Origin of the sequence: Actinomyces mediterranea (assembly GCF_900155595.1) — a bacterium.
Classification (GTDB): domain Bacteria; phylum Actinomycetota; class Actinomycetes; order Actinomycetales; family Actinomycetaceae; genus Pauljensenia; species Pauljensenia mediterranea.
The window spans coordinates 51,368-77,133 of the sequence record NZ_FTPB01000004.1; the positions used below are offsets into that span (position 1 = coordinate 51,368).

The window sequence follows — 25,766 nt, forward strand, 5'->3', positions numbered from 1 at the left end:
ATGATGTCCGCCACGCGCCGCGGCGCGCGCACCCTCCACCTCCTCGTCTCCTCAATGTCGGCGGGCGGACGATCAGTCTCCATCGGCCCGACTGTTGTGCGGATCCTGCGAGCAGGGGGCTGGTCCGTGCGCGTCAGCGTCACCACGTCCAGCGATGATCCGACGACGTTGGCCGCCTCATCGGGCGAGGACGTCGTCGCCGCCCTCGGAGGAGACGGCTACATCGCCGCCGTTGCACGCGGATGCCATGAGTCTTCCGCCCTCTTCGCGCCCCTGCCCGGAGGACGGGGCAACGACTTGTGCAGAGCTCTGGGAATCGGCGCGGACCCGCTGCGGCGCGCACGCGCCCTCGCGCCCCTCGGTTTTTACGACGAGGACGATGAGGACGCGCTCATAGGGCGTTCGCGCATGATGGACGGCATCTGGGTGGAGTCCGCTGCGGGGCGCCGCCTCGTCCTTGGCATCATCTCGCTGGGGTTGGATGCGACGGCGAATATCCTCGCCAATGAGTCCTGGCTCAACCACGGTCCCCTCGCGTACGGCTACGGCGCATTCGCTGCGCTCGCCACCTACCGGCCGGACAGGGTTGAGGCCGTTGTCGACGGCCAGGAGCGCGACCTGGCCGGTTGGGTAACGTCGATCTCCAACTCGGGATGTTTCGGAGGCGGAATACGGCTGGTGCCCTCATCGAATCTGCACGACGGGCGCATCGAATTGTGCCACGTCGCACCTCTCCCCCTGAGCACAGTCATACCGATCCTGGCTAGGATCGTCGCCGGACGATCCGCCGTCCACCCGGCGATCGAAGTGGAACAAGTGACGACGGTGGAAGTCAGGGAACCGAAGGGCCTGGTCGCAATGGCCGACGGCGACCGCGTTGCGAGTGTGCCCTTCACGGCGACCGCCGCCCCGCAGATCGCCAACGTCCTCCTCTAAAGCGCACCCCGCTACACTCACCACTATGAGCTCCAGCGTCACAGGCTTCTACCGTTTCGCCCGCGCCGTCCTGCGCCCCATTATGACCCCATGGGTCAGAATCGAAGCGCTCGGGACGGAGAACATCCCCGAATCGGGGCCCTACCTGCTGGTCGTCAACCACATCTCTGAAGTCGACCCACTGAGTCTGTGCTGGTATTTCATGAAGCGCGACGTTCCCGTCCGCTTCCTCGCGAAGAAGTCGATGTTCGCAGTCCCCGTCTTCGGCACAATCATTTCGGGCATGGGGCTCATCCCCGTCGACCGCGAGGTGTCTCCCGCCCAATCCCTCATTCCTGCAGTCGAGGCGCTCAAGGGCGGGGAGGTCGTGTGCATCTACCCCGAGGGGACGCTGACACGAGAACCCGATTACTGGCCGATGGCCTTCAAGACGGGCGCTGCGCGCCTCGCCTTGGACTCCGGCGTCCCTGTCATCCCAGTCGCACAGTGGGGGGCCCACACGATCAAGAGCCGCTACGGCTCCGGCATTGACATGAGACCGGGTCGCACGATGACTTTTTCATTCCTGCCCGCCCTCGACCTGTCCGACCTCATGAGCGAGGCCGGGTCGGCCAACCATGATGCGGTCAATGAAGCCACGAATAGGATGCACCGGGTGATCAGCGATGGAGTGGGTGAGTTGCGTGGACAGAGCGCTCCGACCCGGATCTGGGATCCCCTGACCCCCGAGGGGCCGTGGTGGGAACACGAGGGCAGGGCGGCCGCCGAAGAGGCCGCCCGCCTCTCAGGCGAAGCGAAGGACACAAAAGCGTAACGCCCAGGAGCCTCGAGGCTGAGCGCCCGTCAGGTGCCCCCTACCTCTTAATGTCGATGACGGCCCGCACCGGATCTGCGAGGAAACCGATCTGGAAGTCCCGCTGAGCGTCCATGCCGATGGCGATGTGCGTCGTGTCCTCGAAAGTGCCATCCTCAATGACTTCGATCGGCCCGATCGCCAGCGTCTTCGGGCCGTCGTAGTACCGGGGCTGCAGGGCTTCATCGACCGGCATGGTGGTGCCGGATAACACGATGTCGAGGAAGACCTCGCCACTGACCTCGAGGGGCTCCCCGCGTCCCTGCTCACGCGGCTCATCCGACCAACTGACGAAGTAGCCGGGGCTCCCCGTCCCCGTGAATTCGACGGTGACGCGGTAGAAGTTGGCGTGTTCGCCGACTCGCAGATCCGTGAAGACCATCGGATCGTCGGTCGTCTGGGGGGCGAGGTCATTGAGGCTGCGCACCCAGGCATCGCCATTGATCGGCCTCGTCGCGCTCTCGCTCGGTGAGGCGCTCGACTGTGCGCTCGCGAACTGGCCCGCGTCGGTGGGCGTCGCAGTCGATTGGGCGGATTGGGGGGACGGTTGGGGGGGAGTCGAGCAGGCGCCCAGCGCGAGGCCGACTGAACAGGCGAGCAGGGGGATGGACAAACGCGTTGACACGGTCATGGTGGCTCCTAAGTCCCGTCGGAACAGTCAGATATGAGTAGGCTCTCACATATGACGACTCAACGTGAACTGCACAGGGCGGCGGTGCTCGGAACCGGCGCATGGGGAACGACATTCGCTCAGGTGCTCGCCGACGCGGGCATGAGCGTCACCATGTGGGGCAGGAACGCCCAGACCGTCGACTTCATCAACTCCGGGGAGAACACGACCTACCTGCCGGGCATTGAACTCTCCGACCTCATCAGCGCGACGACTGACTGCAATGCGGCGATCGACGGTGCCGACCTCGTCGTCCTCGCAGTCCCCGTCGCCGCGGTGCGCCCGACCCTCGAATCGATTCGCGACCGGATCGGCCCCGGAGTCGGCATCATCTCCCTGGCCAAGGGCTTGGAGCTGTCAACGCATATGCGCGTCGACCAAATCATCTGCGACGCTGCCGGAGTCGACCCCGGGCAAGTGGCCGTCATCTCGGGGCCGAATCTGTCGCGCGAAATCGCCGAGCACCATCCGACGGCGACGGTGGTGGCCTGCACGAGCCTCGATCGCGCGATTGAGATCGCGAAGGCATGCCACACCCCGTACTTTCGCCCCTACGTGTCGACCGACGTCATCGGCTGTGAGATCGCAGGAGCGACGAAGAACGTCATCGCGGTGGCGATAGGCGCGGCGGAGGGCATGGGGCTCGGCCTTAACACTCGGGCGACCCTCATCACCAGGGGTTTGGCGGAGATCACTCGATTCGGCACAGCGATGGGCGCAGCCCCCCAGACCTTCTCCGGCCTTGCAGGCATCGGCGATCTCATTGCGACTTGTTCATCCCACTTGTCGCGCAACTTCTCCCTGGGGCACCGCATGGGCCGGGGAATGAGTCTGGACGAGGCGCTCTCCCTGTCTCCCGGCGTCGTCGAGGGGGTCCGCTCCGCCCAGCCGATCCTCGAGCTCGCGAAGACTCGCGGCATCGACATGCCGATCACCGAGGCGGTCGTCAACGTCGTGCGCGATGGCGCAAGTATTCAAGAAATGGGCGAGATGCTGTTGTCGCGGCCCCAGAAGATGGATGGTTGGAAGATCACCCTCGTGTGATGAATCCACCCACCCGGGCCCGCAGCGGCATGGGCTTGTGCGAAGGCGCCAGTGGCAGCGATACGCTGGTCCCCATGATTGATTCTTCGCGAGCCCGGGTCCTCATCGTTTTCGGCGGACGCTCCGGCGAACACGAGGTGTCGTGCGCAACCGCAGCAGGTATCCTCACGGCCATCGACCGCATGAAGTGGGATGTCCTTCTTGTCGGCATCACCCGAGAAGGGGAGTGGGTGCGCGTCGCCGATGACCCCTCCGCCCTCGAGTTCCGCGACGGGCAGGGCCAGTCGATCAGCGCGGGCGACTCGCGTGTCGTCCTCGCACCCGGCTCGGGCTCCCTCCTCGACGTCACCTACGAGGGCGATCCCGACGTCCCCGGGTCACGCATCGCGAAGGTCGAGGATCTGGGGCGCGTCGACGTCGTCTTGCCGCTCCTGCACGGCCCCTACGGCGAAGACGGCACGATTCAGGGACTGTTTGAGATGGCGAATGTGCGCTACGTCGGATGCGGCGTCACATCGAGTGCGATCAGCATGGACAAGCACCTGACGAAGACGGTCCTCGCAGCGGCCGGAATCGATGTCGGCTCCTGGGAGCTCGTCACCTCGCTCGACTGGGAAGAAGACTCGCGCGCCGTCGTTGAGCGGATCAACGCCCTGGGCTACCCGGTCTTCGTCAAGCCGTGCCGGGCGGGCTCGTCGATCGGCATCTCCAAGGTGGATAGCGAAGCAGAATTGGCGACGGCCATCAAGGAGGCGCAGAACTACGACCCGCGTGTCATCGTCGAGGCGGCGATCGCGGGCCGGGAAATCGAATGCGGCCTCCTCGGCTCCGCTCACGGGCGCCCCCGCACCGCCCCTCTCGGCGAGATCGAAGTCCCCGAGGGCGAGTTCTACGACTACGAACTCAAGTACGTTGACACGGAGGCGATCGGCCTTGTGTGTCCGGCAGATGTCGAACCGGCTTTCGAGCAGAGGATCCGTGACACCGCTGCGAAGGCCTTCGAGGCTCTCGAATGTGAAGGGTTGGCGCGTGTCGACTTCTTCCACGACCCCGCCTCCGGGTCCGTCATCATCAACGAGGTCAATACGATGCCCGGCTTCACGCCGATCTCGATGTACCCGCAGATGTGGGCGGTCGGCGGCCTCGACTATCCGAGCCTTATCGACGCATTGTTGTCCGAAGCACTCGACCGCCAGCCCGGATTGCGCTGACCTTCACAGTCCGAGCACCGGCTGCGACCCGCCGAGCCCCGGATTCGGCGGCTATCGTGTCACTATGACGACTAAGCCTAAAGTCACACTCGTGACATCCCGCGATATGCCGAATCTGTACCACGGCGAAGAGGGGCTTGTTGATGCGCTCGCCGAACGCGGCTGCGATCCACAGATCAGGTTCTGGAACGACCCGGATGTCGATTGGGTCGACGCCGGGATGGTCGTCGTGCGTTCCGTGTCGGACTATCCGCTGCAGCGCGATGTGTTCCTCGAGTGGACGAAGAAGGTGCCGCGCATCCTCAACCACCCGGACATCCTCGAGTGGAACACCCACAAGACGTATCTGAGGTCACTCGCCAAACGCGGACTGCCCACTATTCCGACGACGTGGCTCGAACCAGAGCAGGAGCTCTCGAAACATCAGATCCACACGAGATTCCCCGCGTCGGGCGAGTTCATCGTCAAACCCGCCGTGTCGTCGGGCGTGCGCGATATCGGCCGCTATACGACGAACTCGACGCCGCAGCGCCAAGCCGCCATGCGGCAGGTGCAGAGCCTCATGGGCCAGGGGCGCGCAGTCATGGTGCAGCGCTACGTCGAACAGGTTGACACGCACGGCGAAATCTCCCTGGTGTTCTTCAACGGCCTGGTGTCGCATGCCGTGGAGAAGAGGGCGCAACTGCACCCCGCGTCGGTGACCGACCCGACAATGCACGAGGCCGTTGTGACGGCTCAACCTGCGGACTCCCTCGTGTGGCGGTGGGGAGAGCAGATCCGGACCGTGCTGCACGCCTACGTGCGCGAACGCATCGGCCGCGATGAGCAGTTCCTCTTCAACCGTGTCGACGTGGTGCCCGATGGTGCGGGCTCCTTCCTCGTCATGGAGGTCTCCCTCGTGGATGCGGACCTCTACTTGGGCGCAACGCCCGAAGCGCTCGGCAACTTCGCCGACGCGATTGCCGTGCGCGCCCACTGGTGAGCGGCGCAGAACGCTGAAGCGGGGGAGTGGGAACCATGGCCGTGCAGATGGGCCGGGAGGATTTTGAGGACCTCGTTGAGGACGCTCTCGATGAGATCCCCGAGTCGTTCTGGAACCTCATCGACAATGTGGCGATCTTCGTCGAGGACGATCCGCCCGAGGATATGGAGGCGGACCTGCTGGGGCTCTACGACGGCATCGCCCTGACTGAGCGCGACGACTATGCGGGAGTGCTGCCCGATCGGATCCTCATCTTCCGCAATCCGACGCTCGCAATGTGCGAGGACGCCGAAGAAGTTGCGGACGAGGTGCGGGTGACCGTCATTCACGAGGTCGCTCACCATTTCGGCATTGACGATGAGCGTCTGCACGAACTGGGGTGGGCGTAGTCGCCTATGGTTGAGCCACACGCTGGAGCGGGTGGAGGCGCCTGGCGGGGCGGTGAGCCGCTCGGCGGTTGGACGTGGTCAACGCCACGAGCGGACACCCTCGCTCGTTTGTGTCCATCGGCGTGGCGCTGATAGAGTTCTACCCGTTGCGCAGTGCAACGATGGTGGCTGTAGTTCAGTTGGTAGAGCACCTGGTTGTGGTCCAGGACGTCGCGGGTTCGAGTCCCGTCAGCCACCCCAGATGGGTCAGGTGTGAACTGTCAACCAAGGGACGGCCTTGGTTGTCAAGCCCCGGGTTTGGTAGAGGGTGTTTTATCTGGTTGCGGTGGCTGACGGTTGGCGGGCGCTGGGGGTGGTTGGTTTGGCCGGTGGCGGGGTGTAGGTGTTCTCGTGCTCGATGGGGGTGTCCATCCCGATCGCAGTGTGCGGCCGGATGGCGCCCGACCAGTGAACCCATTCGGCCGTCGCGATCTCGACGTCATCGATGGACGTCCAGGGTGCCCTTGTTGCGGACCAGTTCGGTCCTTGTACAAGGAGTTGAGCGCTTCGGCGAGCGCATTGTCGTAGGAGTCTCCCTTGGATCCGACCGAGGCGACGGCCTTGCAGTCGGCAAGGGGCTTGCCCGTAACGGATCGCCCGGTACTGCACCCCCTGATCCGAATGATGGACGAGGCCAGCGAGGTCGGCCCCTGTCGCGTTTTGTGTTGCCAGATCGCCATTTTCAATGCGTCGAGGGCGAGGTCGGTGTACACGCTTGTGGAGGTTTGCCAACCCACGATCCGACGTGAGAATCACGTTGGCGGGCGAACGCGACGAATCACTCACCCGGTGTACGTCTTCACGTAGGTAATGTCCGCCACCCACAGCACGTTCGGAGCCAATGCCGCGAAATGTCTGTTGACCAGGTCCATCGGGCACAATTCCTTGGGCGCGGACCGGGTGGTCTTCGGGCTCTTCGCCCGGCGGATACCGCTGATCCCCATGGCTCTCATAAGGTGTTCGACGGTGCATCGGGCGACATGCCCGACCCCATGACGCTGGGCGATCTCGGGTCGGTTGAGCACAACGCGCATCTTCCGGGCCTCGAAGGCCTCGTAGTTGTCGGCATGAATCCGCACGATCTGTTCCTTTCAAGACCTCATCACGCCTGGTACGGGCCGACGTCGGTTGGGTCTTGCGCGCCCAATAAGCCGACGGGGCGACCTGTACGCCAGCTGCGGTCAGCTGTTCACAGATCGGCTAGGCCCCGTACTCTGCTCGGTTCTCATCGATGAACCCATCGATATCAGTTATCGGCGGCCTGGCTCCGCCTGGGCAAAATACGCGCTCGCTTTGCGCAGGATCTCGTTTGCCCTACGAAGCTCGCGGTTCTCCTTTTCGAGTTCCTTGATCCGCTGAGCGTCCGCGCTTGTCGTCCCTGCTCTCAGTCCCCCGTCGATCTGCGCGCTGAGTCGCTCCGGGTTTTGTGGGGGGTGGGTTAAGTCGTGTCGGTGGTTGCTGGCATGGGTTGTTGTTCTGTGTAGTAGTTGGCTTCGTGTTTGGTGGGAGGAGTGTTGCCATAGTGGTCATGGGGACATTGGGTGTTGTATCAGTGGACGCGTGACAGGGGTGGCCAGTTCGACGGCTTCGAGCCCGCTCCAAGGGCCTTCGTACCAAATGAGTTGCTTCTTGTAGAGCCGGTTGACCGCCTCCGCGTCGGCGTTGTCGTATGAGTCGTCGACCGTTGCGACCGAGGCCTCGATCTCAGCTTCAGCAAGTCTGTCGGTAGAGGCAATCGAGCAGTACTGGACGCTATGGTCACTGTGATGGACCAGAGCGTCGAGGCCTTGGCGTTGCCACGACCAGATCGCTTGTTCTAGAGCGTCGAGAGCGAGATCGGTGCGCAGACTGTTCGACGCCCGCCAGCCCACGATCCGGCGGGTGTACAGGTCAGTGGCGAAGGCGAGGTAGACGAACCCGGACCATGTCGACACGTAGGTAATGTCAGCCACCCACCGGCGGTTTGGCGCCTCGGCAGTGAAGTCACGATTCAGCTTGTCACGGGGAAACCGCAGGGCCGCGACGGCCGTTTCGTGGTGGTCGGGTTGCGTTTGTTCGACACTCCGTGCAGGCCCAGCGCCTTCATCCGGCGCTCGACGGTGCAGCGGGCCACATGCTCACCACGATGAGCCCGCAGGAGCCTTCCCATGTCTTTCGAACCCCGTAGACCAAGCGGTTGAGAGCATGCACCCTGGCGATACGCTCAACCCACATAGCATCGGACACTACCCTGGCTGAAGGTTTGCGCGTCTTGCAGGCGTAATGACGAGCTCGCAGCGATCTGATACCCGGCCTTAGTCATCGACAGACCAGGCGCGTCAGCCAGCAAGTCGCGCACGAGCCTCACAACACGCTCACGCAGTTCATCGGGATACTTCCTAGGAGCAGGAATGACTCCATCCTTCCGGGAAATCAGACCCTCCACCATCCCCAGGGCGACTCAACTCGGAGAAATACGTGCCCCTACGCAGTTTGGGGACAGCAACGTCCGAGGGTACCGACCCGGGTGTCCAAAGGCCGGTGGCGGTATCCATTACGCTGCGACACCCGTCCCGGGGTGGGCTTGCCGTACTCGGCGCCGACGAGCGCGTCAGCATCCGCGCTCAGCAACTCATTGATCACCGTCTGCAACAGATGGCGCATCATGTCCGGGAACGCCTGGGCCAGGACTTCACCCAGCAGGCCAGCAGGGTCGACAATATGAGCAGTGGTCATCGTGAGAACTCCTTTCGAGAGGGTTGTAGAAGATTCCTCGAAGAACCACACGGTGACCGCCCCGACATTCACAACCGGGCCTGCCACCGAGCGATTACACCACTATGCGGGACTCCACTTTCTGCGACTTCAAGCAGTGGCGAGGTATCGCCACCCGCTACGACAAACTCGCTATTGTCTTCCGAGCTGGGGTGATGTGCGCAGCGATGGTTGCATGGCTCAAACATTTATCAAACACACCCTAGGCCCCTCACCCTCGGTGAGAATGGCTTATTCTTGCTAGATCACCATCTCACACTCAAAAGGAGCCGTTATGAAAAACAACCTCCATTCCTTTCAGCAAGACCTTACAGCCGGCAAAATCTTCTATTTCGCGGGCAGTGGAATCAGCCTGCCCTCGCGCCTGCCTTCAGTCGAAGATATTCTTGACGCTAGCATTAGACACTTCCTACCCACACGATCGACCAACGCAGACAATCGAGAGTGGCTGATTCGTGACGTCCAACCTGAGGCATTCTATGGAACCCTCTTAGATGTCTTTGACGGAGACCACTCATGCCTCGGATTCTGGAAGTCTCTCCATCCAGCTCATTGGCCAACAGGCGTAACCTGCAGACCTAACCTGGTCCACCTCACGATCGTCAAGTACTCCAGCCGCGCGGGCCAACCGATTTTCACAACCAACTTTGATACGATGTTCGAGCAAGCCTGCGATGCTTTTAACCTCCCCTATCGCGTATTGCTACCCAAAGATGACCCTCCCTCTACTGTTGAGTCGGGCACCGTGCTCATCTGTAAAGTGCACGGAAGTATTAGTGACCCTATCACAGGACTATTCAGTACTAGCAGTCTTCATACAACCATGGCAGACATCACTTCCTTCAATCCCAAGTGGTGTTCGTACATCGCTCAACACATGAAGTCTTCTGCCATCTGCTTTGTGGGCTACAGTGGAAGGGACGTTGACTACTTCCCACAGATTCGTTCTGCCATCCCAAGCGCCCCAAACCTACAACCATACTGGTTTGACCGATTCGGTAACGGTGGGCCAGTAGCAGAAAAAACTTTTGCCAACGCCAAATCTTGCAATGCAAAACTAATCGACAAATATCCTAGCGAAGTCTTCCCCGATCTATGGGGGGAAGTGTTTCCAGATTCCCCTGAGCCTCATCTAGGGGATAGCACAGGAAACATCAAGACTGTACTCGAAGCGCTCAGCAAGAGTGTGCCTCAACTTCCCGTTTGTGAGGACCTATTCTGGTTACGACTGCTGGAAAGCCAGGGTAGATGCAATGACGCCTGGCACTTATCGAACGAATTGCTCGCACAATGCGATGACCTCAGTCTTGATCCTGAGGCATCTCTTAAACTCCATGAGACGGCAATGAATATGGCACGAGAGAAGGCCAAATTTTCCACGTACCGCAGACGAGCGCGAACCCTACTTCGCGTTAGTCGCAAACTACCGCTCCTTTCAGCGGCGAGAATAGACGCAGCCACAAACGCCCGCATTCAGATCACTTCATCGTTCCAGATGGAGATCCCCACGGGACTGGGTACGTCACGAGACTTCCTCGACTTGACGATACTGCTGCTCGTGATGACGCGATTTCGGACAGACATTCTCCGCGGGTCCCTCATTTTAACATTGTTCAGTCGGAGAATCCGCCCTGCAACGAGGAGAACTCTAGACGAAGCAAGGATCCGCGAGGCGGCATTATACGTGGGCCTGTGCTCGCAGTCCCCCGCTTTGAAGCATCTCCTGAAGGCTCGACTTATCAGGTACCTCAATACCATCTACTCCCGAGCGTATCGCGACGGTAACTTCAGTTCGCTGGTCGGTGCCTCTAAATACTTGTTTAGACTGACGGGAGACGCTATCCACAAGAACTCTGGAAACGAGATCGCCAGACTGGCGGGCGACGTCAGCGCTCAGAGCATTTTTCAGCGGGACTATTCTATTGTAAAGGCTCATGCTACAGACGCCATTCAAGGCCTACAGGAATCAGTCATCATCGCCCACCAGAACGGGAATACGCTAAATGAGATAAAGGCGCGAATCGCTATTCTTTGGCTGCTCCCCCCAGATGATGACAGAGCCAAGCGCCAGTGGCGCAAGATCCGATGTCTATCCGGTGAGGTGGAGAGCTGGAACCTCCAACGATCGTTCCGGAAACTTGAGAGTCGTTTTGGCTCCCACCTGAACGATTAAACTTACCGCCAAGCAAGTCTCATGGTGGCTCGATATTCTCTGGCACTGATGTGGTGCGAGTAGTACAGGCGGGTGCGGTAGCGGAAGCCGAATCCGATGCCTCGCACCCGACTCCTGACCTGACTTGGACCTCTTGGGTGGGTTTTGGGGGCTCTTCGGACTTGAGCGTGGGGTGGGGGATGTGCTGTCAAGTTTCTGGACAGTGTTTGTGGTGTTCCTTGTTGTTGTCAGGTCGCGAAGGCCCAGTTCGTGTTGGTTCGGTTGGCCCAGGCCTTGGCTGGGGGGAGGTAGCCGAGCGCGGAGTGGAATCGGGTCTCATTGTAGAAGCGAATCCATTCGCCAATCTCGTGTTTCGTATCAATCCCTCCGGCATGCTGTTGTTGATAATAGAATTCAACTTTAAGGGTTGCGAAAAACGATTCAGCCACGGCGTTATCATAGCATGTCGCAACGCGTCCTTTGGGTCTGCTGCAGATTTGGGTGATAGTGGGTATGTAGTTTGGTGGGTTGTTGTGGTTGTGATCTTTTCGTGTTCGGTGGGGTTAAGTGTGTGAGGTGGTTGTGCTTGCGGTGTCGGTGGTGGGTGCGTTTGATCCAGGTGGTGATCGCGATACGTAGGTCTTCGCGGCTGGTCCACTGGCGGCGGTCCAGGACATTCTTCTGCAGGAGGTTGAAGAAGGATTCCATTGCCGTGTTGTCACCGCCAGCGCCGACTCTGCCGATGGCTCCAACCGTGTGGTGACGGGTGGTCGCGTGCTGTAGTTTCCTTGATCGAAACTGGTTACCCCTGTCCGAATGCAGCACGCAGCCGTCAACCGTTTGCCCTTTCAATGCGGTGTCGAGTAACAGCATTGTCTAGAGCGTGAACCGCCAGACGGGCTTTTATATGCGAGTCGATCGAGGAGCCGACGATCCACCCGGAGTACACGTCGTTGATGGCACATAGGTAGATCTTGCCTTCGCCGGTGGAGTGCTCGGAGATGTCTGCGAGCCACAATTTGGTTGGCAGCGTCGGCCGCGAACCGGCGTCGCACGAGGCCGTCGAGATCGCCCCAATGGGCTGGGTTCACTAGTGGAACACCACGCGTCTTCACCAAGCCCTAGGCTACCGCACCTCCGCAGAAGTCGAAGCCGCCTACAATCACCAACACAACGCAGCACCCGTTGCGCCCTAACCCCAGAACAAAACCCAGAACACTTCAGTGCTGATCGTCAGGTCAACGATCCCGCTTCATTCCTTCTTCCAGTCGTGCCACGTGAATGGTGAGGTAAATGACTTCATCCTCGGAAATAGGATGATTCAAGCGCAACTCTAACAATGCTCGGATGCGTTCCGCGAGTTGGTAGGCAGTCGGATACTGGTCACGTAGAGTCGACCCGATCTTCCCCATTTCTTGGGAGAACTGTCGACCGTCCTTAGCGCGCGTGAAGAAATAGCGCAGATGTGCGGCGAAGCGTGCGGCGTCCACCGAATCAGCATCGAAGGCATCGCCGTACGCCTCACTCAGCAATTCAAAGATTTGCCTGATGAGACGCGACTGCCGATAGGTCTCGGCCATCGACGAGCTTCCGGTGGTTGCATGGAACAGATGCATGGCGAGGGCCGTGGCTTCACCGGAGGGGATCTCAATGCCGCTGGCTGAGCTGATCCTGGTTACCAGTTCCTCCGCCACACGCAACTCTTCGGGGTGCAGATGCGCTACTTCAGAGCGAAGCGGATACTCCATCTCGTGACCTTGAATGATTCTTTCAATGGCTTGATGGATATGGTCTGCGGCAGCGATGATCGCCAAAGGTGGAACGTCGGACCCCAGCTCTCGCACTGCATCGCTGAAAAGCTCGATGACCATTGTCAACCGCTCAGGAGGGATATCGGCAAGCAGCGCGCCGACCGCATCGGCGTTGTCAGTCGGCACGAATCTGCGAACCACCAGAGCCTCATTCACCTCGTCTCCGCCGCGCAACTTAAAGCCCACTCCGCGGCCGGTGAGAACCACCTCGCGTCCGAGCTCATCGGTGGCTGGGACGACATTGTTGTTGAAGACGGTCAGAATCTTCACATGATCCCCTCCTTACCGATGAACTCAGATAGCGTTGAGTCTGCTGACTGTGTTCAACCGAGTGTTGCGCCATTCGACGCAATGATCTCGGCGAACGCCTTGAACGATTTCTTCCGGTAGCGCTCCAAGGTTCCTGATCCGTCGTCGTTGCGGTCGACGTAGATAAACCCATACCGCTTCGACAGCTGAGCAGTGGAAGCACTCACCACATCGATCGGACCCCACCAGGTGTAGCCGAGCAGGTTGACCCCATCCTCAATGGCTTCACGTACTGCTCGCAGGTGATCCTTCAAGTAATCGATCCGATAGTCGTCAACGACCGTCAATTCACCATCGACTTCGACCAACTCGTCTTTGGCGCCGAGCCCATTCTCAACGATGAACAATGGTTTCTGCCACCGCTCCCAGTATTGGTTGAGAACGAGTCTCAGCCCTTGGGGATCGATCTGCCAACCCCATTCAGACGAATCCAGATGGGGATTCGGTACGCCCGCCATGATATTTCCCATGCCGGGTTGGACATTCGGATCTGCGCTCGCGCACACGCTCATGTAGTAGCTGAACGATACGAAATCAACGGTGTGAGTCATAATCTCGCGATCCTCATCGGTAATGTCGAGTTGCACGCCTTGCTCACGCAGCTTGCGCAAGTAGTATCCGGGATAGCTGCCCCGACAATGAACGTCGCCGAACGCGAGATTGTCGTGTTCCAGCTTCCACGCCTCCCAGACATCGGCTGGCGCCGGAGTCAATGGGTAGGCGGGCATCGCGAGGATCATGCACCCGACTTTGATCTCAGGATCGATGTCATGAGCAATCTTCGTCACTGAAGCGGATGCCACCAACTCATGGTGGATCGCCTGATACAGGTCTTGTGAACTCAGTTCCTCCTTCGGAGTCCAGATCCCTCCGGCAAGAAGCGGCGCGTGCAGTACGGCGTTGATTTCGTTGAAGGTCAGCCAGTACTTCACCCTGTCGCCGAAGCGCTCGAATAGGATGCGGGCGTAGCGCTCGTAGAAACCAATCATGTCGCGGTTGACCCATCCATCATAGGTCTTCGCCAGATGCAGAGGGGTCTCGTAGTGGCTGATGGTCACGAGGGGAGTCATGCCTCGTGCGATCGTCTCATTGATCAGCCGGTCGTAGTACTCCAGGCCCTGTTCATTGGGAGCGTCCTCGTCACCATTGGGGAAAATACGGCTCCAGGCGATCGAGAATCTGAAGACGTTGAACCCCATCTCTTCGAACAGAGCCAGATCGCTCGGGTAACGATTGTAGAAATCGATGCCGTTGAGTTTCAGGTTGTCCGGCGTGGGCTCGTCGGTGGGGGGATTCATCAAGCCTCTGGGCATGACATCTTGGATGGATGGCAGCTTCCCGTCGCTGAGGTAAGCGCCTTCGAGTTGGTTCGCGGCAACAGCGCCGCCCCAGAGGAATCCATCGGGGAATCCGGTTGTCATGTGTCTCTTCTTTCTCTCAATGTCCTGTTCGGTCAGCGCGTGACGACGAGTGCGGCGTCACCGGCAGCGATGTGATTGCCGCTTGTCGGCTGGACATCCTGTTGTGCAGCGGTATTGGTGACGAGGAGAATGGTGGTGGTCGAATACCCCGCTTTCTCGATGGTGGCGAGGTCGACCTCCGCCAGCACCTGCCCCTTCTCAACCCGATCACCCTTGGCGACCCGCGAGCTGAAACCCTCACCCTTCATATTCACTGTGTCGATTCCGACATGCACCAGCACTTCGACCCCGTCGTCGCTTCGGATGCCATAAGCATGGCCAGAACCCATGGCTACGACAACCTTTCCCGAAATGGGCGCGATCACTGTGCCATCTGAAGGTGCGATGCCCACTCCGGCTCCCATCTTGCCCGATGCGAACACCGGGTCAGCGACATCTGAGAGGGGAACGAGACTGCCGCTCATGGGTGCGCCAACCATCACTTCGGCGCCTGTTTGTACGCCGACGGGCGATGGAGCAGCAGTGTCGGCATCATCTGCCGTCTCAATGACGCCGGGGGTGTCCTTAACGCCGAAGAAGAACGTGAGAGTGAAGGAAACTGCGATCGAGAGTGCTACGCCGATGAAGAGGAGTGGCACATTTGCTGAACCGAGGTATGCGGGAATGCCTACCACAGATGGGAAGACGAAGGCCGTCGTGCCCCCGCCTGCCGCGCCGGCGAGGATACCGCCAATGGCGCCTCCGACAATGCCGAAGTACAAGGGCAGTCTGCGCGGCAGGTTCACCCCGTAGATCGCCGGTTCGGTGATTCCTGCGAGGAAGCCGGACAAGGCTGCCGGTCCGGCCAAGCGGCGGGTATCGGGATCCTTCGTGCGCACCGCCACAGCGAGGGTGGCGGCTGCTTGAGCCAGCACAGCGCACAACAGCGGGCCGGTCATAATCGAGAAGCCGTTGTCGGCCAATTGAAGGATGATGATCGGCACGAGGCCCCAGTGAAGACCGAATAGGACGAGAACCTGCCACAGTCCGCCAAGGAACGCTCCGGCAAGCCAGGGTGCCACCTCGAACATCCAGGTAACGCCCCCGGCAATCCCGTTCGACAGCATGGTGCTCAGCGGGCCGACGGTCAGCAGGACGAGAGGCACCATGACCACCATTGAGATCAGTGGAACCGTGAAATTCCGGATCGCCGCAGGCAAAACACGCTTGGTGAAACCTTCGAGGTAAGACTGCATCCACACCGCCACGATGATCGGGATCACAGAACTCGTGTAGTTCATCATCACCAGAGGTATCCCGAAGAAGGTGAGCGACTCCGTGGCAGATGCCATGTCGACGATGCTGGGATAGACGAGGGCGCCTCCGATCGTCACCGCAGTGAATGGGTTGGCCTTGAAGTAGTTGGCGGCGGTGAAGGCGAGGAGCATCGGCAGGAAGTAGATCAATGAATCGGAGGCTGCATTCAGTACTTCGTAGCCGGTGGTCGTATCATCCAACCATCCGAGTGTGACGAACAGAGTCAGAAAGGCCTTGAACAGACCTGCACCCGACAGCGGCCACAAGATCGGTTGCAGAATGCCGCTGACCAGCTTGATGAACCGATTGAGCACACTGCCTTTGGGGCCCTCATCTGCGGTATCGTCGGCGGTGCCGCCTCCGACTATCTGATTCACCCGTTCGGAATACCAATGGCACGTTGTCCCCGATGACCACCTGGAACTGTCCGCCGGCCTTCACGACCGTGATGACGCCGTCAGCTGCATTCACCGCATCGACGTCTACCTTGTCCTCATCACGCAGAATCATGCGCAAACGGGTTGCACAGTGAGTGACGGACCGGATGTTGTCCGTTCCTCCCACTCCGCCGACGATTTCGTCGGCGAGTTCGTCGTAGTCAACGGCCATGTTCGAATCCTCCTTGATCGAACTACTCCGGGCATAAAAAAGCCCGGGCCGCGGTACGCGACCCAGGTTTTGCCTCAACTCAGAGGGAGAGTAACAACCCTGTTGAAGTCAGTGACTCCAGTTACGATGCTAGAGGATCATCAGCGATCGACGCAAGGGTTCTTCGCGGATGCAACAGTACGGAAGGGTCTGTCCGAGCGGGGGAATCATGGAGCGCATCATCTTCGTTGACGTGGATGGCACCCTGGTGGATTATGACAATGTTCTGCCCTCCTCAGCGATCACGGCGATCCGTGCGGCACGTGACGCAGGTCATCAGGTCTTCCTCAGCACGGGGCGCAGCCGTGCCGAGATCTATCCCGAGATCTGGGACATCGGGATAGACGGCATGATCGGAGGCAACGGCTCCTATATCGAGCACGACGATCATGTGGTCTTTCATCAAACACTCAGCGGCGAACAATGCCGGGCAGTAGTCGACTGGCTCAATGAACGTGGCTGCGAATTTTACCTCGAAGCCAACTCCGGTCTATATGAGAGTCCGTCTTTTGAAACCGTGGGAGAGCCAGTCATACGTTCCTATGCCGCAGGCAAGGGAGAAGTTGGAGCCTCCATCCTGCGCGTGCGCGATGTATTCCCGGACATGATCTTCGGCGCCGACTTGGTACGCGACGATGTCAACAAGATCAGCTTCATCCTCAATTCCTTCGACGATCATCTCGAATCGGCGAAGACTTTCTCGGATCTCGCTGCGGGTACATGGGGTGGAAGGGGAGCGAGTGCTCTCTTCGGTGACTTAGGGCTGCCCGCGATCGACAAAGCACGGTCGGTCGACATCCTGCTCGACCATCTGGGAGCCGACCGGTCCGTTACCGTCGCGTTCGGAGATGCCCCTATTGACTTGCCCATGTTCGAAGCATGTTCGTACGCAGTCGCAATGGGGAATGCAAGTGACGAAGTCAAAGCGGTCGCTGACATGGTGACAGCAGACGTTGCGGACGACGGCCTAGCCAAGGCATTCGAGCAACTCGGGTTGACGATGTGACCGCACGACGTGGAGCCGGATGCTGGGAGGGATTCCTCCACAACCACGTGCTGTCCCTCATCCATCGCAGCCCCGGATGTGCGTGAATCTTCCACCTGCCCAATAGACTGAGCCGCATCAGCGTCCGCGGAGCCCGCGAGAACAACCTCAAGAACGCTGACGTTGACATCCCCAAATACAGATTCACCGTCGACCGGGGTCTACGGCTCAGCGAAGTCTTCCCCTCGTCCACGACACCATCGCCGCCGAGGCGACGCGTCAGCTCAATTCGACACACACACTGCCTTCGTCCAGGGCATCCTCAACTCCTCGCCCAGCCCCGACGTCGATTCCCTGTCCGGTCTGACCGTCTCGATCATCGTCGATCAGGAGCCCATAGGAGCCACTCCCCGCTCTACGGTGGGCGGGCGATGGGAGCCCCGAGCGGACTGAGGACGGACTTCTCAATCCCACTTCTCCTCAGCACGCCCCTCCTGCGCCCACAACACGTGGTAGACGCCGTCGGGATCGTCGACGCGGTGGTAGGTGTGAGACCCGAAGAAATCACGCTGGCCCTGAATGAGGGCGGCGGGTAGACGCTCGGCGCGCAACTGATCCACATAGGCCAGAGAGGACGCGAACGCGGGGATGGGAACGCCTGCGCGCGCCGCAGTCGCGACGACCTCGCGCCACGAGGGCAGTGCGGCCGACAGTGCCGAAGAGAACACCGGCGCCGCCAGGAGCGAGCCCAACTCCGGGTCAGCCTCGTAGGCCCGGGTGATGTCATCGAGGAAACGGGCTCGGATAATGCATCCACCGCGCCAAATCCGCGCCATCGCGCCCAAATCGATATCCCAGCCGTTGAGGTCGCTCGCGGCGGCGATCTCATGGAAGCCCTGCGCGTAGGCGGCGATCTTCGACCCGTAGAGCGCCTGCTTGACGGCATCAACGAATGCGCCCAGATCGGCGAGGGCGATGGGGGAGAGCCCTGGATCGATATCCGCTGAGCGCACCGCGTCTCTTTGCGCCGACGAGGACGACACGGCACGGGCGAAGGTTGCCTCAACGATCGCGGGAACTGCGACACCCAAGTCGAGGGCGGTCTGCGAGGTCCACGTGCCCGTGCCCTTCTGGCCCGCGGCATCCACGACGACATCGACGAAGGGCAGGCCCGTTGCGGGATCGACCCTGCGGAGCACCTCGGTCGTGATATCGATGAGGTAGGAGTCCAGCTCGGAATCCTTCCACGAGGCGAAGACCTCCGCGATCTCGGCGACGCCCAATCCCGCTGCGTGGCGCAACAGGTCATAGGCCTCGGCGATGAGCTGCATGTCAGCGTATTCGATGCCGTTGTGAACCATCTTCACGAAGTGGCCCGCGCCGTCGGGGCCGACGCGGGTGCAGCAGGGCACTGCGTCGACATGCGCGGAGATCGATTCGAGCATCGGGCCGAGCCGATCGTAGGAGGCCGCGGTTCCCCCCGGCATGATCGACGGGCCGAGCAGCGCCCCCTCTTCACCGCCGGACACGCCCATTCCGACGAAGTGGATGCCCCTCTCTCGCAGAGCCTCCTCGCGGCGCTGGGTATCGCGGTAGAAAGTATTCCCCGCGTCGACGATGATGTCGCCGGGGTCGAGCACAGGGGAGAGCTGATCGATGACGGCCTCGGTCGCCGACCCCGCCTGCACCATGATGATGACGACGCGGGGGGCGCGCAGCGATGCGACGAAGGATTCGAGGTCGTCGGCGGGCACGAAGGCGCCCTCGTCGCCGTGGGCGGCGATAAGGCGCTGCGTACGCGCGGGAGTGCGGTTGTACACGGCGACACAATGTCCGTGGCGTGCGAGATTGCGCGCCAGATTCGCCCCCATCACCCCCAGGCCGTAGACGCCGACGTCTGCCGTTGGAGGAGTCGAAGACGCGATGGTCATACTGAGTCATCCCTTCCTGGTCGCCCGCGCGGGCGGTGCGAAACCGCGAACCGGGCCAGCCTATCGCCGTCTCGCCGCTGAGGCCCCGCAAAGCGCGGCCCATCCCATGATTCGGGCCGATTCGGCGCGCCCGATCCTTCGTCGAGAGACAGCGGCGCAGCGCGCCTATAGTTGAGCCGATCCAGTGCGATGCTGTGACTCATCGAAGGAGGATTGGCGTGCATGAACCGATCGACCAGTTGAACGGCGCAACGACGGGCCGTACCGACTCGGCCAATCCGCTGTTGGATGCGCGTGACCTGCGCCTGCCGCGGATCGCAGACCCGTGCGTCCTCGTCATGTTCGGACTCACCGGCGACCTCGCCCGCAAGAAGCTCCTGCCCGCGATCTACGACCTCGCCAACCGGGGGCTGTTATCCCCCTCGTTCAGCCTCGTCGGAGTGGGCAGACGCGAGTGGAGAGACGACGACATGCGCGACTACGTGCGCCGAGCCGCGACGGCCGGGGCGAGGACCCCGTGGCGCGACTCCATTTGGGACCAACTTGCAGCGGGGATGCGCTTCGTCGAGTTCTCCTCCTTCACGGACGACTCCGCCTACGCGCGCCTCACCGACGTCGTATCCGCCATCGACCAGGTGCGGGGGACTCGCGGGAACCGTGCGTTCTACCTGTCGATCCCGCCGGGCTGGTTCCCCGCCGTCACCGAGCGGATCGCCGATTCGGGGCTCATCGAGAAGACGCCGGGCGCCTGGAGGCGCGTCATCATTGAGAAGCCCTTCGGTCACGACCGGAACTCCGCCCGCGAACTCGACGACCTCATCTCCAGGATCGTCGACCCCGACGACGTATTCCGCGTCGACCACTATCTGGGCAAAGAAACCGTCCAGAACATCCTCGCCCTGCGTTTTGCGAATACGATCCTCGAACCCGTGTGGAACCAGCGCTACGTCGACCATGTGCAGATCACCATGGCCGAGGACATCGGCATCGGAACGCGCGCCGGTTACTTCGACACGATCGGTGCCGCGCGCGATGTCATCCAGAACCATCTGCTCCAACTCCTCGCTCTCACCGCAATGGAAGAGCCGACCTCGATGGAGGCGAGCGCCGTGCGTTCGGAGAAGGAGAAGCTCCTCGCGGCGGTCCGCCTGGAGCGCTACGGCGTCCTCGATCTCGATGCGACGACGGCGCGGGGCCGCTACTCCAGCGGCTACCAGGGCGGGCGCCCCGTCCTCGGATACCTCGATGAGGAGGGCGTGCCCGCCGAGTCGACCACCGAGACCTTCGCGGCGCTGCGCTTGCAGATCGAGAACCGACGCTGGGCGGGAGTGCCCTTCTACCTGCGCGCGGGCAAGCGCCTGGCCAGGAGAGTCACCGAGGTCGCAGTCGTCTTCAAAAAACCGCCTTTCTTGCCCTACGATTCGGCGTCGACCTTCGACCTGGGGGCGAATGCCGTCGTTTTGCGCATCCAACCGCATGAGGGCATGACGGTGCGCCTCGCCTCGAAGGTGCCGGGCGCGCAGATGCAGTTGCGCGATGTATCAGTCGACTTCGGCTACGGGTCCTCCTTCAACGAGGAGTCGCCCGAGGCATACGAGCGGCTCATCCTCGATGCCCTCCTCGGTGACGCGCCGCTGTTCCCCCACCAGCGCGAGGTCGACCTGTCGTGGAGTATCCTCGACCCCGTCATCGCCCACTGGGAGGCCGCGGGTGCTCCCGAGGGATACCGGCCCGGTTCATGGGGCCCCGACTCCGCCCACGAGTTGCTCGCACGCGATGGACGCTCCTGGAGGCGGTCATGATCACCACACTGACGGACACGACCACTGACGAGGTGGCGGCGCGCCTCCTCGGCGACGAGAGCGTCTCTGGGGGTTCGCGCGTACTCACCCTCATCATCGACACCGACGCAGATGCCCTTGAGGAGGCGCTCACTGCGGCTCACGGGGCGAGCCGGGACCACCCGTGCCGCATCATCGCCGTCATCGCCGACCCGCGGGAGAACGGTGCAGCGGGCGGGGGAATGGACGCGCAGATCCGAACCGGTGGAGATACGGGTGCCGGAGAGACCCTCGTACTTCGCGCAACGGGCGAGGTCGCAGCCCACACCGACACCCTGGTCGTCCCCTTCATTCTCCCCGACATCCCCGTCGTCGCCTGGTGGCCGGCGATCCCCCCTTCGGTGCCCTCCTCCAGTCCCCTCGGGGCGCTCGCGGGCACGAGGATCACAAACACGCCCGCCCTGACCGACCCGGTTGGCGCGCTCGCCGCCCTGGCCCCGGGGATGCGCCACGGCGACATCGATCTGGCGTGGACGCGCATCACCCTGTGGCGGGCGATGATCGCCTCCGTTCTCAGCCCCTACGCGACGGGTGGAGCCATCGGACACATCACAGTCGCTGGTGAACCGGGCAATGCATCCCTCGCGCTCATGGCGCAATGGCTCGGCTCGCGCCTCGCTGTCCCCGTCGGCATCGTCGACTCCGATGGTTTCTCCGGGATCAGGGAGATCACCGTCGACGGCTCCTTCGGACGGATCATCATTGCGCGCCTCGATCAGGAGCGCGTGTCGATCACCGGTCCCGATGGGCAGGGGAGGAGGGTCGTCACGATGGCCCGGCGCGAACCTGTGACCACGCTCGACGAGGAACTGCGCCGCCTCAGCCCCGACCCCGTCTTCGAAGAGATACTCGCCCTATTCGCCGACTCCCACGGGTGCCCGACCTGCTTCGACGACGCGCAGTCGGAGGAATAATGACGGGCGGGGACACCGGGGTGCACGGCGAACAAGGCGCCGTCGAGGCGATCATCCGCGGCGCCCTCGCCGCGCCCGTCCCCGACGTGCGGGTCTATGTCGGCCTCGACGAGGCGGCGCGCGCCCTCGTCGCAGACACGCTCGACGCCCTCGCCGACGCTCTCGCGCAGCGCGGAGTCGCCCACCTGTGCCTCACCGGTGGAAGCGGGGGAGCAGCGGTCGCGCGTGCCCTCGTCGAGGCCCTGTGCGAGGGCGGGCCCACCATCGATACCCGCGCCGTGCATCTATGGTTCGGCGATGAAAGATTCGTCCCCACGGGCGACCTTGATCGCAACGACCTGCTTGTGAGCGGCCTCGCGTGCGCGGGGATCCCGGCAGAGCACATCCATGCGCTCGCGGGGCCTGACGAGGTGAAGAACGTGGAATCGGCGGCCCGTCTCTTTTCCCGTGAACTGGATGAGGAGGGCCCCGACGACGGGCGATTCGATGTCATCCACCTGGGAGTCGGGTCGGATGCGCATGTATGCTCACTCTTCCCCGGGCATCCGTCCGCGCTCGCAACCGATGAGCCGGTTGTCGCCGTCGAGGATTCGCCCAAGCCGCCGAGCACTCGGGTCTCCCTCAGCTTCACCGTCTTGCAGCGGGCGCGGCGCATTATGCTCGTCGCTGCGGGAGGGGCGAAGGCCGACGCCGTTCGAGCCGGGTTGGCAACGCCCGATCCCGTTACAGCGCCTGCGTCATGCGCGCGCGGGGAGCGCACCACTTGGTACGTCGACGCCGACGCCGCGGCCGAGTGGGGCGGCTGATCCGTCGTTGAGGGCGCGGGCAGCACTCCGGCGTCGGATAATGGATGTATTCCGTGATGATGCGGACGCCACCCCAGCCCAATGGAGGCCGACATGCCTGAAGTCCTTGCCTACGCCTGCGACGGTCCGATGACCGTTTTTCACAAGACGACGATCGAATTGCGCGAGCCCGGTCCGAGAGAAATCTATTTCAACGTCGCATACGCCGGTATCTGTCACTCCGACATCCACACCGCTCGCGAGGAATGGGGGCCCGCGAAGTTCCCGCTCATCCCCGGTCATGAGATCGTTGGCATCGTCGCGAAAGTCGGCGAGGGCGTCACGAAGTTCAAGGTCGGCGACAAGGTCGGCGTCGGCTGCATGACGAACTCCTGCCTCGAATGCGAGATGTGCCGCGCGGGATATGAACAGTTCTGTCAGGGCACTCCCGGCGGATTGGCCGGAACACTGTGGACCTACGGTGACGACGCGGACGGCAACCCCACCGCGGGCGGATACGCGCAGGGATTCACCGTTTCCGAGGATTTCGCGTGCTCCATCCCCGACGAGATCCCTTTCGATGCGGCTGCACCGCTGTTGTGCGCGGGGATCACGACCTATGCGCCCCTCAAGCGTTACGGCGCTGCGCCCGGCAAGAAGGTCGCGGTTGTTGGCATGGGGGGACTGGGCCACATGGCGGTTCAGATCGGAGCCGCAATGGGGGCGGAGGTCTCCGTGATCTCCCACGGCAGATCGAAAGAGGCCGACGCGAAGCGCTTCGGTGCGGCCCACTTCTACGCGACCAGCGAAGAGGGGACCCTGGAGTCACTGCGCAACACCTTCGATTTCATCATCTGCACCGTCGGAGCCGATAGCCTCGACTACGCGGGGCTCATTGCGACGCTCAAGCCGATGGGCGCCTTCGTTGACGTGGGCCTTCCCGAGGCGCCGACGACCCTGCATCTGTCCACCCTCGTGCTGGGACAGAAGTCCTTCGCCGGTTCGCAGATCGGCGGCATCGCTGAGACTCAGGAGATGCTGGACTTTTGTGCCGAGCACGGCATTGCGCCCCAGGTGGAGGTGATCTCCGGAGAAGAGATCTCGCGGGCGTACAACAATGTCGTCGACTCGAAGGTCCGCTACCGCTATGTCATTGACACGGCGACTTTCTGAGACGATGGCGTTTAAAGCCTGTTCTTGTTACCAACCAAAAGTTAGTATTTCTGTATGACAAATTCATGCCGTCCCGCAATGCACTACAACCGACTCGGAACCTCAGGACTGAAGATCTCCCAGCTGAGCTTCGGCTCATGGGTAACATTCGGAACGCAAGTCGACACCGGACTCGCGAAAGAGCAAATGGCCTGCGCCTTCGAGGCGGGCGTCAACTTCTTCGACAATGCCGAGGTCTATTCCGGCAGTGAATCCGAGACCATCATGGGTCGCGTCATCGCCGAACTCGGATGGAAGCGCTATGAGTACGTCATCTCGACGAAGCTCTACTGGGGCATCCACGAGGGCGTCGTCAATATGAAGAACACCCTCAATCGTAAGTACCTCATGCAGGCGATCGATGGATCGCTCGAGCGTCTCGGCCTCGACTTCGTCGACCTCGTCTATGCACACCGCCCCGACCCCGAGACCCCCATCGAGGAGACCGTGTATGCGATGAGTGACATGGTCGCCTCCGGTAAGGCCCTGTATTGGGGGACCTCGGAATGGTCAGCGGATGAGATCCGTGCCGCCTGGGAGATCGCGGACAAGCGCAACCTGCGCAAGCCCGTCGTCGAACAGCCTCAGTACAACCTCGTCCACCGCGATCGCGTCGAGAAGGAGTATTCGCGTCTCTACGAGGATCTTGGAATCGGCCTGACCACGTGGAGCCCGCTGGCCTCCGGCGTTCTGACCGGCAAGTACGTTGACGGCATCCCCGAAGGATCGCGCGCAGCACTCGACGGCTATGGCTTCATCAGGGACATGGCAACGGATGCACAGCTCATTGAGAAGGTACGGCGTTTCGTCGCCCTCGCCGACGAGGTCGAAGTCTCGCCCGCCACACTTGCGCTCGCATGGACGGCGTCGAATCCGAATGTGTCGTCGGTGATCCTGGGTGCCTCCTCCGTGCGCCAGCTGGAGGAGAACCTCGACGCCCTGGTCGCCCTCGAACGGCTGACGCCGGAGATCAAGGCGAGGGCGGAGGAGATCTTCGCCTGATAACGGGCGGGGATCGGCAGTGGTTTTCCCCATCTGTCAGTGCGGGTGGGGAACCACTGTGGGTGGTCGGGGTGACAGGATTTGAACCTGCGACATCCTGCTCCCAAAGCAGGCGCGCTACCAAGCTGCGCTACACCCCGTCGAGTGGTGCCGAGCGAACGGCGCCCTAGAATCATAGTGTCAGTGACACTCTGTTTCGCAAATCGGGTGAACTGTGGGTAGTATTCTTCCTGCACGCGCTAGCGCACTGCGGATGTAGCTCAATGGTAGAGCCTCTGCCTTCCAAGCAGATTACGCGGGTTCGATTCCCGTCATCCGCTCGAATGTGAAGTCCCAGGGCACCGTCCTGGGACTTCGTCGTGTGCGGTTTGCATCCTATTCGCTGAAAAGCACACAGTTTCTGGAAACCGTAACGAGTCGCACAGTACCCAACCCTGTGACCAGCGAATATGTGAGGGAAGATAAGGTGAGCGGGCAGTCGTGCCGGAAAACTGTGTGCATTTGCGCGGGTCTTTCACAGAGTTGTGCCGGGAAAAAGTCCGCGAGTTTCTCGCCGCCTTCTTCGGATCAACGAGCTTCGA

General features: G+C 61.6%; 22 protein-coding genes, 3 tRNA genes, 3 pseudogenes and 1 other annotated feature. Of the genes and pseudogenes, 15 read left to right on the forward strand and 13 right to left on the reverse strand.

Annotated features, from left to right (window positions below; translation table 11 throughout):
* Both BQ7471_RS04195 and BQ7471_RS04200 read left to right on the forward strand, forming a co-directional pair.
* Nucleotides 1–936, forward strand: coding sequence for a diacylglycerol/lipid kinase family protein (locus tag BQ7471_RS04195; RefSeq protein WP_076464506.1), 936 nt, complete (start codon nt 1–3; stop codon nt 934–936).
* A gap of 25 nt (nt 937–961) precedes the next feature.
* Nucleotides 962–1,750 carry a lysophospholipid acyltransferase family protein gene (locus BQ7471_RS04200; protein WP_076464508.1) on the forward strand — a complete coding sequence of 263 codons (789 nt, stop codon included), beginning with the start codon at nt 962–964 and terminating at the stop codon, nt 1,748–1,750.
* 40 nt (nt 1,751–1,790) lie between these two features.
* Here BQ7471_RS04200 and BQ7471_RS04205 read toward each other — a convergent pair whose 3' ends face one another.
* On the reverse strand, nt 1,791–2,420 hold the full coding sequence (locus BQ7471_RS04205; protein WP_083663252.1) for an AMIN-like domain-containing (lipo)protein: 630 nt from the start codon (nt 2,418–2,420) through the stop codon (nt 1,791–1,793).
* 51 nt (nt 2,421–2,471) lie between these two features.
* Here BQ7471_RS04205 and BQ7471_RS04210 point away from each other — a divergent pair, with 51 nt between their 5' ends.
* From BQ7471_RS04210 to BQ7471_RS04230, 5 genes are all read left to right on the forward strand, one after another.
* On the forward strand, nt 2,472–3,503 hold the full coding sequence (locus tag BQ7471_RS04210) for an NAD(P)H-dependent glycerol-3-phosphate dehydrogenase (protein ID WP_076464509.1): 1,032 nt from the start codon (nt 2,472–2,474) through the stop codon (nt 3,501–3,503).
* A 74-nt stretch (nt 3,504–3,577) separates the two neighbouring features.
* A complete protein-coding gene (locus BQ7471_RS04215; RefSeq protein WP_076466134.1) occupies nt 3,578–4,714 on the forward strand; it encodes a D-alanine--D-alanine ligase family protein in 1,137 nt (378 codons plus the stop codon).
* Between the two features lie 64 nt (nt 4,715–4,778).
* Entirely contained in the window at nt 4,779–5,696 is a 918-nt protein-coding gene (locus BQ7471_RS04220; protein ID WP_076464511.1) for an ATP-grasp domain-containing protein, read from the forward strand.
* A 35-nt stretch (nt 5,697–5,731) separates the two neighbouring features.
* The gene (locus BQ7471_RS04225) at nt 5,732–6,085 is read left to right on the forward strand and encodes a metallopeptidase family protein (RefSeq protein WP_076464512.1); all 354 of its coding nucleotides are present in this window, start codon (nt 5,732–5,734) and stop codon (nt 6,083–6,085) included.
* Nucleotides 6,086–6,249: 164 nt separating this feature from the next.
* Nucleotides 6,250–6,325 (forward strand) — tRNA-His (locus BQ7471_RS04230).
* A 581-nt stretch (nt 6,326–6,906) separates the two neighbouring features.
* Here BQ7471_RS04230 and BQ7471_RS04235 read toward each other — a convergent pair.
* The 4 genes and pseudogenes from BQ7471_RS04235 to BQ7471_RS04245 all read right to left on the reverse strand — a co-directional run.
* Entirely contained in the window at nt 6,907–7,203 is a 297-nt protein-coding gene (locus tag BQ7471_RS04235) for an IS3 family transposase (RefSeq protein ID WP_076464514.1), read from the reverse strand.
* A 76-nt stretch (nt 7,204–7,279) separates the two neighbouring features.
* Nucleotides 7,280–7,411, reverse strand: a sequence feature (AL1L pseudoknot).
* Nucleotides 7,328–7,530 (reverse strand): annotated as a pseudogene (locus tag BQ7471_RS11990) (transposase); the annotation flags it as partial. Its footprint overlaps the feature before it by 84 nt.
* 120 nt (nt 7,531–7,650) lie before the next feature.
* Nucleotides 7,651–8,229, reverse strand: a complete 579-nt coding sequence (locus tag BQ7471_RS04240) for a DDE-type integrase/transposase/recombinase (protein WP_083663254.1) — start codon at nt 8,227–8,229, stop codon at nt 7,651–7,653.
* Nucleotides 8,230–8,568: 339 nt separating this feature from the next.
* Nucleotides 8,569–8,839, reverse strand: a pseudogene (locus BQ7471_RS04245) (transposase); the annotation flags it as partial.
* A 313-nt stretch (nt 8,840–9,152) separates the two neighbouring features.
* Between BQ7471_RS04245 and BQ7471_RS04255 the strand changes: the two are divergent.
* Nucleotides 9,153–11,051, forward strand: coding sequence for an SIR2 family protein (locus tag BQ7471_RS04255; RefSeq protein ID WP_076464517.1), 1,899 nt, complete (start codon nt 9,153–9,155; stop codon nt 11,049–11,051).
* Between the two features lie 227 nt (nt 11,052–11,278).
* On the opposite strand, the gene BQ7471_RS04260 is transcribed toward BQ7471_RS04255, so the two are convergent.
* The 6 genes and pseudogenes from BQ7471_RS04260 to BQ7471_RS11480 form a co-directional block, all read right to left on the reverse strand.
* On the reverse strand, nt 11,279–11,479 hold the full coding sequence (locus tag BQ7471_RS04260; protein ID WP_076464518.1) for an integrase core domain-containing protein: 201 nt from the start codon (nt 11,477–11,479) through the stop codon (nt 11,279–11,281).
* Between the two features lie 7 nt (nt 11,480–11,486).
* Nucleotides 11,487–12,094, reverse strand: a pseudogene (locus tag BQ7471_RS11630) (DDE-type integrase/transposase/recombinase); the annotation flags it as partial.
* A 174-nt stretch (nt 12,095–12,268) separates the two neighbouring features.
* Nucleotides 12,269–13,111, reverse strand: a complete 843-nt coding sequence (locus tag BQ7471_RS04270; protein WP_076464521.1) for a PRD domain-containing protein — start codon at nt 13,109–13,111, stop codon at nt 12,269–12,271.
* A gap of 53 nt (nt 13,112–13,164) precedes the next feature.
* Nucleotides 13,165–14,571 (reverse strand): glycoside hydrolase family 1 protein, encoded by a 1,407-nt coding sequence (locus BQ7471_RS04275; RefSeq protein WP_076464523.1) that lies wholly within the window; start codon nt 14,569–14,571, stop codon nt 13,165–13,167.
* 32 nt (nt 14,572–14,603) lie between these two features.
* Complete coding sequence (locus tag BQ7471_RS04280; protein WP_205408248.1) at nt 14,604–16,244, reverse strand: glucose PTS transporter subunit IIA; 1,641 nt, start codon at nt 16,242–16,244, stop codon at nt 14,604–14,606.
* On the reverse strand, nt 16,198–16,476 hold the full coding sequence (locus BQ7471_RS11480) for a PTS transporter subunit EIIB (protein ID WP_205408249.1): 279 nt from the start codon (nt 16,474–16,476) through the stop codon (nt 16,198–16,200). The genes BQ7471_RS04280 and BQ7471_RS11480 overlap by 47 nt, the downstream gene beginning before the upstream one ends.
* Nucleotides 16,477–16,684: 208 nt before the next feature.
* On the opposite strand from BQ7471_RS11480, the gene BQ7471_RS04285 reads away from it, so the two are divergent.
* Entirely contained in the window at nt 16,685–17,521 is an 837-nt protein-coding gene (locus BQ7471_RS04285; RefSeq protein WP_076464524.1) for a Cof-type HAD-IIB family hydrolase, read from the forward strand.
* A 443-nt stretch (nt 17,522–17,964) separates the two neighbouring features.
* Here the strand turns inward: BQ7471_RS04285 and gndA are convergent, their stop codons facing one another.
* On the reverse strand, nt 17,965–19,431 hold the full coding sequence (gene gndA / locus BQ7471_RS04290) for an NADP-dependent phosphogluconate dehydrogenase (protein WP_076464526.1): 1,467 nt from the start codon (nt 19,429–19,431) through the stop codon (nt 17,965–17,967).
* Nucleotides 19,432–19,649: 218 nt separating this feature from the next.
* Between gndA and zwf the strand changes: the two genes are divergently transcribed.
* From zwf to BQ7471_RS04315, 5 genes are all read left to right on the forward strand, one after another.
* Complete coding sequence (gene zwf / locus BQ7471_RS04295; RefSeq protein WP_407922679.1) at nt 19,650–21,233, forward strand: glucose-6-phosphate dehydrogenase; 1,584 nt, start codon at nt 19,650–19,652, stop codon at nt 21,231–21,233.
* Nucleotides 21,230–22,186, forward strand: a complete 957-nt coding sequence (locus tag BQ7471_RS04300) for a glucose-6-phosphate dehydrogenase assembly protein OpcA (RefSeq protein ID WP_076464527.1) — start codon at nt 21,230–21,232, stop codon at nt 22,184–22,186. The genes zwf and BQ7471_RS04300 overlap by 4 nt, the downstream gene beginning before the upstream one ends.
* The gene (pgl, locus tag BQ7471_RS04305) at nt 22,186–22,992 is read left to right on the forward strand and encodes a 6-phosphogluconolactonase (RefSeq protein ID WP_076464529.1); all 807 of its coding nucleotides are present in this window, start codon (nt 22,186–22,188) and stop codon (nt 22,990–22,992) included. Before BQ7471_RS04300 ends, pgl begins: the two co-directional genes overlap by 1 nt.
* Before the next feature lie 93 nt (nt 22,993–23,085).
* Nucleotides 23,086–24,144, forward strand: coding sequence for an NAD(P)-dependent alcohol dehydrogenase (locus BQ7471_RS04310; RefSeq protein WP_076466137.1), 1,059 nt, complete (start codon nt 23,086–23,088; stop codon nt 24,142–24,144).
* Nucleotides 24,145–24,198: 54 nt separating this feature from the next.
* Nucleotides 24,199–25,185, forward strand: coding sequence for an aldo/keto reductase (locus BQ7471_RS04315; RefSeq protein ID WP_205408250.1), 987 nt, complete (start codon nt 24,199–24,201; stop codon nt 25,183–25,185).
* Nucleotides 25,186–25,248: 63 nt separating this feature from the next.
* Here BQ7471_RS04315 and BQ7471_RS04320 read toward each other — a convergent pair.
* Nucleotides 25,249–25,325, reverse strand: a tRNA-Pro gene (locus tag BQ7471_RS04320).
* 109 nt (nt 25,326–25,434) lie between these two features.
* On the opposite strand from BQ7471_RS04320, the gene BQ7471_RS04325 reads away from it, so the two are divergent.
* Nucleotides 25,435–25,505 (forward strand) — tRNA-Gly (locus BQ7471_RS04325).
* Nucleotides 25,506–25,766 lie beyond the last annotated feature (261 nt).

Coding starts and splice junctions, on each gene's coding strand:
- BQ7471_RS04300 (WP_076464527.1), top strand. CDS start 21,230: ATGATCACCACACTGACGGACACGACCACTGACGAGGTGGCGGCGCGC.
- pgl (WP_076464529.1), top strand. CDS start 22,186: ATGACGGGCGGGGACACCGGGGTGCACGGCGAACAAGGCGCCGTCGAG.
- BQ7471_RS11480 (WP_205408249.1), bottom strand. CDS start 16,476: ATGGCCGTTGACTACGACGAACTCGCCGACGAAATCGTCGGCGGAGTG.
- BQ7471_RS04285 (WP_076464524.1), top strand. CDS start 16,685: ATGGAGCGCATCATCTTCGTTGACGTGGATGGCACCCTGGTGGATTAT.
- BQ7471_RS04255 (WP_076464517.1), top strand. CDS start 9,153: ATGAAAAACAACCTCCATTCCTTTCAGCAAGACCTTACAGCCGGCAAA.
- BQ7471_RS04220 (WP_076464511.1), top strand. CDS start 4,779: ATGACGACTAAGCCTAAAGTCACACTCGTGACATCCCGCGATATGCCG.
- BQ7471_RS04205 (WP_083663252.1), bottom strand. CDS start 2,420: ATGACCGTGTCAACGCGTTTGTCCATCCCCCTGCTCGCCTGTTCAGTC.
- BQ7471_RS04200 (WP_076464508.1), top strand. CDS start 962: ATGAGCTCCAGCGTCACAGGCTTCTACCGTTTCGCCCGCGCCGTCCTG.
- BQ7471_RS04225 (WP_076464512.1), top strand. CDS start 5,732: ATGGCCGTGCAGATGGGCCGGGAGGATTTTGAGGACCTCGTTGAGGAC.
- BQ7471_RS04310 (WP_076466137.1), top strand. CDS start 23,086: ATGCCTGAAGTCCTTGCCTACGCCTGCGACGGTCCGATGACCGTTTTT.
- BQ7471_RS04195 (WP_076464506.1), top strand. CDS start 1: ATGATGTCCGCCACGCGCCGCGGCGCGCGCACCCTCCACCTCCTCGTC.
- BQ7471_RS04210 (WP_076464509.1), top strand. CDS start 2,472: ATGACGACTCAACGTGAACTGCACAGGGCGGCGGTGCTCGGAACCGGC.
- BQ7471_RS04315 (WP_205408250.1), top strand. CDS start 24,199: ATGACAAATTCATGCCGTCCCGCAATGCACTACAACCGACTCGGAACC.
- gndA (WP_076464526.1), bottom strand. CDS start 19,431: ATGACCATCGCGTCTTCGACTCCTCCAACGGCAGACGTCGGCGTCTAC.
- BQ7471_RS04215 (WP_076466134.1), top strand. CDS start 3,578: ATGATTGATTCTTCGCGAGCCCGGGTCCTCATCGTTTTCGGCGGACGC.
- BQ7471_RS04275 (WP_076464523.1), bottom strand. CDS start 14,571: ATGACAACCGGATTCCCCGATGGATTCCTCTGGGGCGGCGCTGTTGCC.